Below are 8,274 nucleotides of genomic sequence, written 5' to 3'. Positions count from 1 at the left end.
GCTCCGGGCATGGGGCATACCTCACCTAACTGAGAACCGCTATATAGCCGAGTCTCAGTTAGGTGAGGTACACTCTCGTAATCGGTAATATGTCAGAAGTCATAGCTGGTAGCTAACCCGAACTAAAATCACCAATCCTGCAATTACCTATTACCGCTCGCTCGTGGGTAGCTCATGTTACTGATAACCGCTACAGTGAATTTTTTAATGAGTAATTTTTGGCATGAACGATCGACAAATTATAATCAATGATTTTGAGGATTTAGAACAAGAGAATATTCTAACTGCTCTAGTGTTTGATCGTTCGGACTTTAGTCCTCAAAAAAATGAAAAATAAAGTTATTAAGCTGTTCGGCATTTAAAAGAGGATAGTATAGCCTTTCAAACTCTCATATGAGGTAGCGCTGGCCATAGACCAAGCAGATTCGGGGCCTTGTACAATCAAGAAATTCTTGGTCAGAAGTCAGAGCTAGTAGCTAACCAGAACTCAACTTACCACTTCGGCAATCAACTATTGGTTATTACCGCTTTTTTAGTTTAAATACTGTCACCAATAACCGCTATGTTTAATTATTTAATTGGTCAATTTTGGCATTAACAATAGATTAATTATAATCAATAATTTTGAATTCATAACAAGAGGATATCTTATCGGCTCTAGTGTTTGTAGTGAGGACTTTAGTCCTAAAAAAGTGAGAAAAAAAGTTCTAATTACCCAAATTTAGCAACAATAAACTAGGATAAAAATTTGACATGAAACCATATCAAGAAATAGCAATCGATGAATGCGGCGAGCCTTTGATTGGCATTCCCACAGAACATTTTGCCTTTGAAACGCCGCACCCCTATCAAAACTTAGGTGCTCCATATCAGAATAGCAAAGCCGATTCGCCTTACTATTTGCGGCAAGGAGTTGTAGAGAGTTTGATGGCAGCTAAAACGCAACTGCAGCAAAATCATCAAAATTGGCAAATTCTGATATTTGATGCTTATAGACCAGTGGAAGTTCAGAAATTTATGGTTGATTATACTTTTGCTCAAATTGCCCTAGATCAAGGCTGCGAATTTCCGGTTCCTGAAGACCAACGCCAACTAATTCTAGAACAGGTATATCAATTTTGGGCAGCACCGAGCCTCGATCGCGCTACGCCTCCCCCTCACAGTACAGGCGCAGCTTTAGATATCACTTTAGTGGATGCAAACAATCGACTAATAGATATGGGTTCTCCGATTGATGAAATATCAGAACGTTCTTATCCAGATTTTTTTGCCAATAGCAAGGAACCGCACAAACAGGAATATCACTTGTACAGGCAAATATTAAAAGATGTGATGGTAGCTGCTGGTTTTCAGCAGCATCCTAATGAGTGGTGGCATTTTTGCCTGGGGGATCAGATGTGGGCTTGGCTGACAAATCAAAACAGTGCTTGCAATCAAGTTATTGCTCGATACGGCCGCTATTGAAAGGGTGCGTAATTCAATCTTGACTAACGCACTCGCAGCGTTTAGAAACCAAAAAAGCAACCGGGTTTGTTGACAAAAAACATCAGCTTTTAGGCGGTGCCTGCGGCAAGAAACCCGGTTTCAGACACTCTGTGGGTTCAGGAGTATAAAAGTTCGATCGGCATAAATCATTTCTATCACTATGGGGCGGAGGCTATTGCCAGCGGGGTAGCGGTGCTTTAAAATTAACAAGAGCGAACAAGTGCAGGCAAATCGAGCAGGCACCGCAAACCCTAAAGGATAACTCAAAGTTCACCCAATGAAAGCACTCATCCTCTCTGGCGGCAAAGGAACACGCTTGCGTCCCCTCACCTATACGGGTGCTAAGCAGTTGGTTCCTGTGGCAAATAAGCCGATACTGTGGTATGGAATTGAAGGAATTGTGGCGGCTGGGATTACGGATATTGGGATTGTTATTAGTCCCGAAACCGGGGAAGAGGTGAAGGCGAAAACAGGAGATGGATCTCGCTTCGGTGCAAAAATTACTTATATCTTGCAATCAGAACCGGCGGGGCTCGCTCACGCGGTGAAAATTGCCAGACCGTTTTTAGGGGATTCTCCGTTTATTATGTATTTGGGAGATAACTTAATTCAAAATCAGTTAGATCCGTTTTTAGAGATTTTTAACAAGCAAAAACTAGACGCTCTAATTTTGCTGCGTCCAGTTACCAATCCCTCTGCTTTTGGTGTGGCAAAAGTTGATGAAAAGGGGCGAGTTTTGCAGTTAGTAGAAAAGCCGAAAGTTCCGCCGTCCAATTTAGCACTGGTGGGAATTTACTTTTTTGCTCCTAGTATCCATGAGGCGATCGATCAAATTCAACCTTCGCCCCGCGGCGAACTGGAAATCACCGATGCCATTCAACAGCTCATCAATCAGCAAAAACACGTAGAAGCCTGCAATTTAGAGGGTTGGTGGCTGGATACGGGTAAAAAAGATGATTTGCTGAGTGCCAACCAAATCATTTTAGATAGCTGTATCGTAGCTTCAACTGAAATAAAAGTCGAGGGCAAAAGTCAAATTATCGGGCGCGTGCAAGTAGGCGAAGGAACGGAAATCATTAATTCTACAGTTCGCGGGCCGGTGGTAATTGGGGAAAATTGTCGCCTCGAAAATTGCTTTGTCGGCCCTTACAGTAGTATTGGCGATCGCGTGACGATGATTGATGCTGATATCGAACACAGTGTCATATTGCAAGGGGCGAAAATAGTTGCCATTCATCAGCGAATTGTTGATAGCGTGATCGGGCAGCGAGCTCAACTCACCAATGCGCCGGCGCGTCCAAAGGCTTTGCGGTTTATGATCGGTGATGACAGTCAAATTGAGTTATAGTAGCATTTCGATCTCTCATCTCAGGTGCGGCTGGGCATAGGTCATAGGTCATACCTCACGATGCGATCGAACCGCTATAGCTTAAGTTGAGATGATGCCAACATCGGCAGCAATAATCCTGATTTAACAAGAGATAAATTTTCTTGTGGGGAGTAGGGGTTGGGCATCCTGCCCGCCGAACAGTATTTAACAAGAGATGAATTTTCTTGTGGGGTGGGCATCCTGCCCGCCCTCGAACGGGCAAGATGCCTGTTCCACAATTAGTTAAAATTATTATTCAAGAAGCAGCCAAAATGCCTGTTCCGTAATAAGTCATACTAAGTTATCTAAAGGAGAATAAAGTTTGCAGTACGAAGAAATACCAACTCAACAAATCATAGATAAATTGCGACAAAGTTTGGAGCCGCAAATTGGCATTGCTGATTCGCGGCTGTCGGGAATAGAAAATAGTGCGATCGCCCGAGATGAGGATGACGAAGATATCGCGCTTTTAAAGACTGGTTTCGACATTTATAACGTCCCCATTACTTCTTACCAAAGGCAACTGGGTTCCGCAGTCATAGCCGTTAGGAAAATCGTCAGAAAATTGCTCAGGCCGGTACTCGAACGTCAAGTAATTTACAATTTTGCTAATACCCGCGTGGTGCAAACATTGAGCAGACAGTTGCAAAAATTGCAAGAAGATCAACAAAATCTAGAGAGAAAAATTCAAGGGGAACTCAGCAGCGGATGTCCCGAAGTTAAAGCACAGCTTGAGACTCAACAAAAGGCGATCGCAGATTTTACTTCAGAAGTAGAGCAAATTAAAGCAGTGCAGCAGGAACATACTGCTATTTTAGAGAAGATTACCGCTCAATTGCTCGATCGACAAAAATAAAGCATCAAAGATGACCACACTGCCCATATGCTCGTTAATTATAGTTAACTATAACGGTTTGCGCCACACGAAGGATTGCTTAAAATCTCTACAAAAACTTGCGTATCCCGAACAGCAACTCGATTTAATTGTAATTGATAATTGTTCTCAAGACGATTCGGTTAATTCCCTGCGCGAACAGTTTCCAAAAGTTCGCATTTTTGTCAACTCCGTCAATAACTTTGCTAAAGCTCTCAACCTCGGTATCAGTGAAGCGAAAGGGGAATATATCGGTTTTTTAAATAACGATGCTACCCTTGAGAGCAAATGGCTCGAAACCTTAGTGAAGGTATTACAAACAAATGAAAAAGTAGGTGCTGCTAGCGGCAAATTGCTGTTTAAAGACGGGCGAATTAACAGCGCGGGTATTCAGCAATTACCTAATTTTTATTGGCAAGATGTCGGGTTTGGCGAGAAAGATGTGGGACAGTACGATACAGAAAGGGAAGTGGAGGGACTTTGTTGGGCTGCGGTGCTTTTTCGCAGGGAATGTCTGAAAGATGTCGGGCGGATAGATGAAGATTTTGTGATGTATTTTGAAGATGTAGAGTTTGCTAAACGCTGTCACAAACTCGGTTGGAAAATGCTTTACAATCCTGCTGCTATCGCCCATCACGAGTATCGGGGTTCGAGTAAAGGTAGCAAACTGACCGAGTATTTCTGCAACCGAAATCGATTTTTGTATTTGGCAAAACACGAACCTTTGCAGTTAGTTAAGGCGATTCACACGTCTGATTTTTTTAGTAACAAGCAGTATGATTTGTTGTTCGAGAGTTTGTTTGTGGCGATTAAGAAGCTGCTGGATTATCAGAAGCCGGAAATCGTGGCAGCGGTACTGCCGCAGTTGACGGAAAAGTTGGCGGTGATTTACAGTAGAATGAAGGTCGATCGCATTTTACCTCGATTGCAGGTGATTCGGGGCGATCGCAAAATGTCGATCGCCATTTACGATCACGGACTGCATTTTATTGGCGGCGGTCAAAAATACGTGGCTACCATCGCCTCGCTGCTGCAAAATGAATTTGATATTACCTTCATCGCCAACAAGCCGGTTGCTGTTTCCAACTTAGAATCGTGGTACGGACTCAACCTTTCTGGATGCAAACTTAAAATTATTCCCTTGGCGTTTTACGACAAACGCGGAATGCAGTGTATTGATTCTAGCATCATCGTGGAGGATATGGAAAATCCTTTTGATGAAATTGCCAGAGAAAGCAAAAATTACGATATTTTTATCAATGCGAATCAACTAGAAAAAGTTAAACCGCTGTCGCCGATATCAGTATTTTTCTGCCATTTTCCCAATACTTTTCGTAACCGTCACTTTGCTGTGGACGACTACACTTTTATTGTGGCAAACAGTCAATTTACTGTCAAGTGGCTGGAAAAAAGGTGGAACTTGCAGCCAACTTTTTTGCTTTATCCGCCCGTGGAAATGGCAACAGTGAAAGTGCCAAAAGAAAAAATAATCTTGGCAGTGGGACAGTGGGAATTTGGGGGAACAAAAAAGCAAATTGAACTAATTAAAGCTTTCCGCAATTTGCTAGTAGATTATCCCGATGAGCTTCAAGGATGGCGACTGATTTTAGCTGGTAGCAGCATTCCGAAAAACCCTTATTTAAAGACGGTTAGGAACTTATTGAAGCAAGATTACAGGGCGATAGAGCTAAAAGTTAATGCTTCTTTAGATGAGGTAAAATTGCTTTATGCTAAAGCGAGCATTTTTTGGCACGGCTGCGGTTTGGGTGAAGTGAATCCTCAAAGATTTGAACATTTCGGGATGGCGACTGTGGAAGCGATGCAAAACAGTTGTGTTCCGATAGTCTTTGGGGCTGGGGGCCAACCGGAAATTGTCGAGCACGGGCGATCGGGCTTTTTGTTCAATACCGTTGAGGAACTTTGTCAGCATTCACACAAACTAATTGTTAATCCCGATTTGTTAGCGGAACTTCAAGCTGGTGCACAGCAGCGCAGTCAGAATTTTAGAGTTGCAGGTTTCGAGCTAAAAGTCAAGACTTTTTTTGAGCTTATTCACCAAGAGTATGCTACAATTCGGCTGCCAAATCCAGGCGAGATTGCTCAAATGCTCGATCGACCTTAAAGGCTAATTAAAAAATCCGCTAGGGGTTTTTAATTCCTGACTCAAAGCTCAAGTCCTATTGCATAAAACTAATATCAAAGTCGATTTTAGTACCGTTTTTTTTAGTCCCCCTGTGCTGCGGACTTTGTATGTGTAGTCGCGACTTCCAGTCGCCGGATATCTTTCCTAAAATCATGTCTAATTCACTGTTAATCAATTTATCTTTTTTGACTCCCGAACCAACGGGAATCGGAACTTATGCCACCAATCTTTTTCCGCAATTGCAACAGCTAGAACCAACATTGCTAGCTTCCCAGCAAGTTGATAATTATACTTGCTATCAAATTCCCAAAACTCTGACGCCGGAGGGAGGGCCGAAAGGACAAATTAACAGGCTGCTGTGGACTCAATTTGAGTTGCCAAAAATTTACAATAAATTGTATTCAAATTTAATATTTTCGCCGATTCCCGAAGCACCTTTGTACTCTAAATGTCGCTACATAGTTACGGTTCACGATTTAATTCCTTTGCGATTCCCCCAAAAGTTCTCTCGGTTGACTGCTTATTTCCGCTACTACATACCGCAGGTTTTGCGGCAAGCGGAACACATTATTTGCGATTCTGAAGCAACGGCGGCGGATGTTGCTAATTTTTACCAAATTCCGCGTCAAAAACTGAGCGCAATTCCCCTAGCTTGCGATAATATTAATTTTAGATATCTCGACTTGCCAGCCCAAAATTATTTTCTTTATACAGGGAGACACGATCCTTACAAAAACTTAGAAAGATTGATTGCTGCATTTGCGAGTTTAGCCGATCGCACAAACTATGAATTGTGGCTAGCCGGGCCTCCCAACGCCTACACAGCGCAGTCGATCGCCCAAGTTGAACAATTGGGCTTACAATCATCAGTAAAGTTTCTCGGTTACGTTGCCTATTCTCAATTACCCGTACTGATGAATCAGGCGATCGCCCTAGTTTTCCCCACACTTTGGGAAGGATTCGGCTTGCCAATTTTGGAAGCAATGGCTTGCGGTACACCCGTCATCACTTCCAACCTGTCATCAATGCCGGAAGTAGCCGGAGATGCAGCATTATTAGTCAATCCTTACAGCATCCCAGAAATAGCCACCGCCATGCAAACAGTAGCCACAGATTCAAAAGTGCGATCGAACTTAAAAAAAGCTAGCTTAGCACGAGCAAATCAATTTAGCTGGCATAAAACCGGAGAAGCAACCGCCAAAATCTTACAACAATACCTTTAAAACCTCCCTCTCTGCGCCCTCTGCGCCCTCTGCGGTTAAATAAAAAAAATCCCACCACAAAACCGCAATCTAAATATTATCCCATGTCCCATCCCCAATCCAACCTGCTAATCAACCTTTCCTTCCTAATTCCCCAACCAACAGGCTTAGCCATCTACGCCAAAAACCTATTTCCCCACCTAAAAACCCTCAACCCAACCTTACTCACCGCCGAAAAATTTCCCAATAACAACTGCTACGAAATTCCAGCCAACTTAACACCAGAACAAGGAACAAAAGGACACATCAACCGATTGCTGTGGACACAAACCCAAATTCCCAAAATCTATAAAAAGCTCAAATCTAACCTGTTATTTTCGCCAATTCCCGAAGCTCCTTTATTTGCAGGCTGTCGCTATATAATTACAGTACATGACTTAATAGCGCTGCGATTTCCCCGCCGCTTGGATCCGCTGACACCTTATCACCGCTACTACATTCCGCAGGTTTTGCGGCAGGCAGAACATATTATCTGCGATTCAGACTCAACTGCCAACGATATCACTAATTTTTGTCAGATTCCAAGTTCTTTAATATCGCGAATTTTCCCCGGCTACGATGCGAGTTTTTTTAAGTTTCTCGACTTGCCAACAAGCAATTATTTTCTTTATATGGGCCGCCACAATCCCCATAAAAACGTGCAGCGAGTTGTAGCAGCCTTTGCAGCTTTACCCAAGAATTCCGAGTACGAATTGTGGATAACAGGTTCTGAAGATCAGCGCTATACGCCGCTGCTGAAGGCGCAGGTGCAAGAATTGGGATTGGTCGATCGAGTAAAATTTCTAGATTACCTCCCGGCGGCTGACTTGCCCAAAGTCATCAACCGGGCGATCGCCCTGGTATTCCCCAGTCTTTGGGAAGGATTCGGCCTCCCGGTACTCGAAGCAATGGCCTGCGGCACCCCTGTTATCACCTCTAACCTGTCTTCGATGCCAGAAGTCGCGGGGGACGGCGCGCGGTTAGTCAATCCCTACAGCATCCAGGAAATTGCCTCTGCTATGCAAGAGCTTGCAACCGATGCGAAAGCTCGATCGCACTTGCGGCAACTCGGTTTGGCCAGAGCAAAACAATTTAGCTGGGAAAAGACAGGCCGGGAAACTGCTGCTATTGTCGATCGATATCTTTAACGAAGGAAGAAGGA

General features: G+C 43.5%; 6 protein-coding genes. All 6 read left to right on the top strand.

Features of this window, described 5'->3' with window-relative positions; translation table 11 throughout:
- Nucleotides 1-753: 753 nt before the first annotated feature.
- The 6 genes from IQ270_RS25900 to IQ270_RS25875 all read left to right on the top strand — a co-directional run bounded on the left by IQ270_RS25900 (nucleotide 754) and on the right by IQ270_RS25875 (nucleotide 8,260).
- The gene (locus tag IQ270_RS25900; RefSeq protein WP_193976036.1) at nucleotides 754-1,464 is read left to right on the top strand and encodes a M15 family metallopeptidase; all 711 of its coding nucleotides are present in this window, start codon (nucleotides 754-756) and stop codon (nucleotides 1,462-1,464) included.
- Between the two features lie 298 nt (nucleotides 1,465-1,762).
- Nucleotides 1,763-2,833 carry a glucose-1-phosphate thymidylyltransferase gene (locus IQ270_RS25895; protein ID WP_193976035.1) on the top strand — a complete coding sequence of 357 codons (1,071 nt, stop codon included), beginning with the start codon at nucleotides 1,763-1,765 and terminating at the stop codon, nucleotides 2,831-2,833.
- A gap of 343 nt (nucleotides 2,834-3,176) precedes the next feature.
- Nucleotides 3,177-3,710, top strand: coding sequence for a hypothetical protein (locus IQ270_RS25890; RefSeq protein WP_193976034.1), 534 nt, complete (start codon nucleotides 3,177-3,179; stop codon nucleotides 3,708-3,710).
- 10 nt (nucleotides 3,711-3,720) lie between these two features.
- Complete coding sequence (locus IQ270_RS25885) at nucleotides 3,721-5,850, top strand: glycosyltransferase (RefSeq protein WP_193976033.1); 2,130 nt, start codon at nucleotides 3,721-3,723, stop codon at nucleotides 5,848-5,850.
- Nucleotides 5,851-6,023: 173 nt separating this feature from the next.
- A complete protein-coding gene (locus tag IQ270_RS25880; protein ID WP_193976032.1) occupies nucleotides 6,024-7,094 on the top strand; it encodes a glycosyltransferase family 1 protein in 1,071 nt (356 codons plus the stop codon).
- 83 nt (nucleotides 7,095-7,177) lie between these two features.
- Entirely contained in the window at nucleotides 7,178-8,260 is a 1,083-nt protein-coding gene (locus IQ270_RS25875) for a glycosyltransferase family 1 protein (protein ID WP_193976031.1), read from the top strand.
- Nucleotides 8,261-8,274: the final 14 nt, after the last annotated feature.

Origin of the sequence: Microcoleus sp. LEGE 07076, assembly GCF_015207455.1 — a bacterium.
Taxonomy (GTDB): Bacteria; Cyanobacteriota; Cyanobacteriia; order Cyanobacteriales; family Microcoleaceae; genus Microcoleus.
Note: the sequence above shows the minus strand (reverse complement) of the source record. Positions and strands in the feature narration are given on the sequence as shown.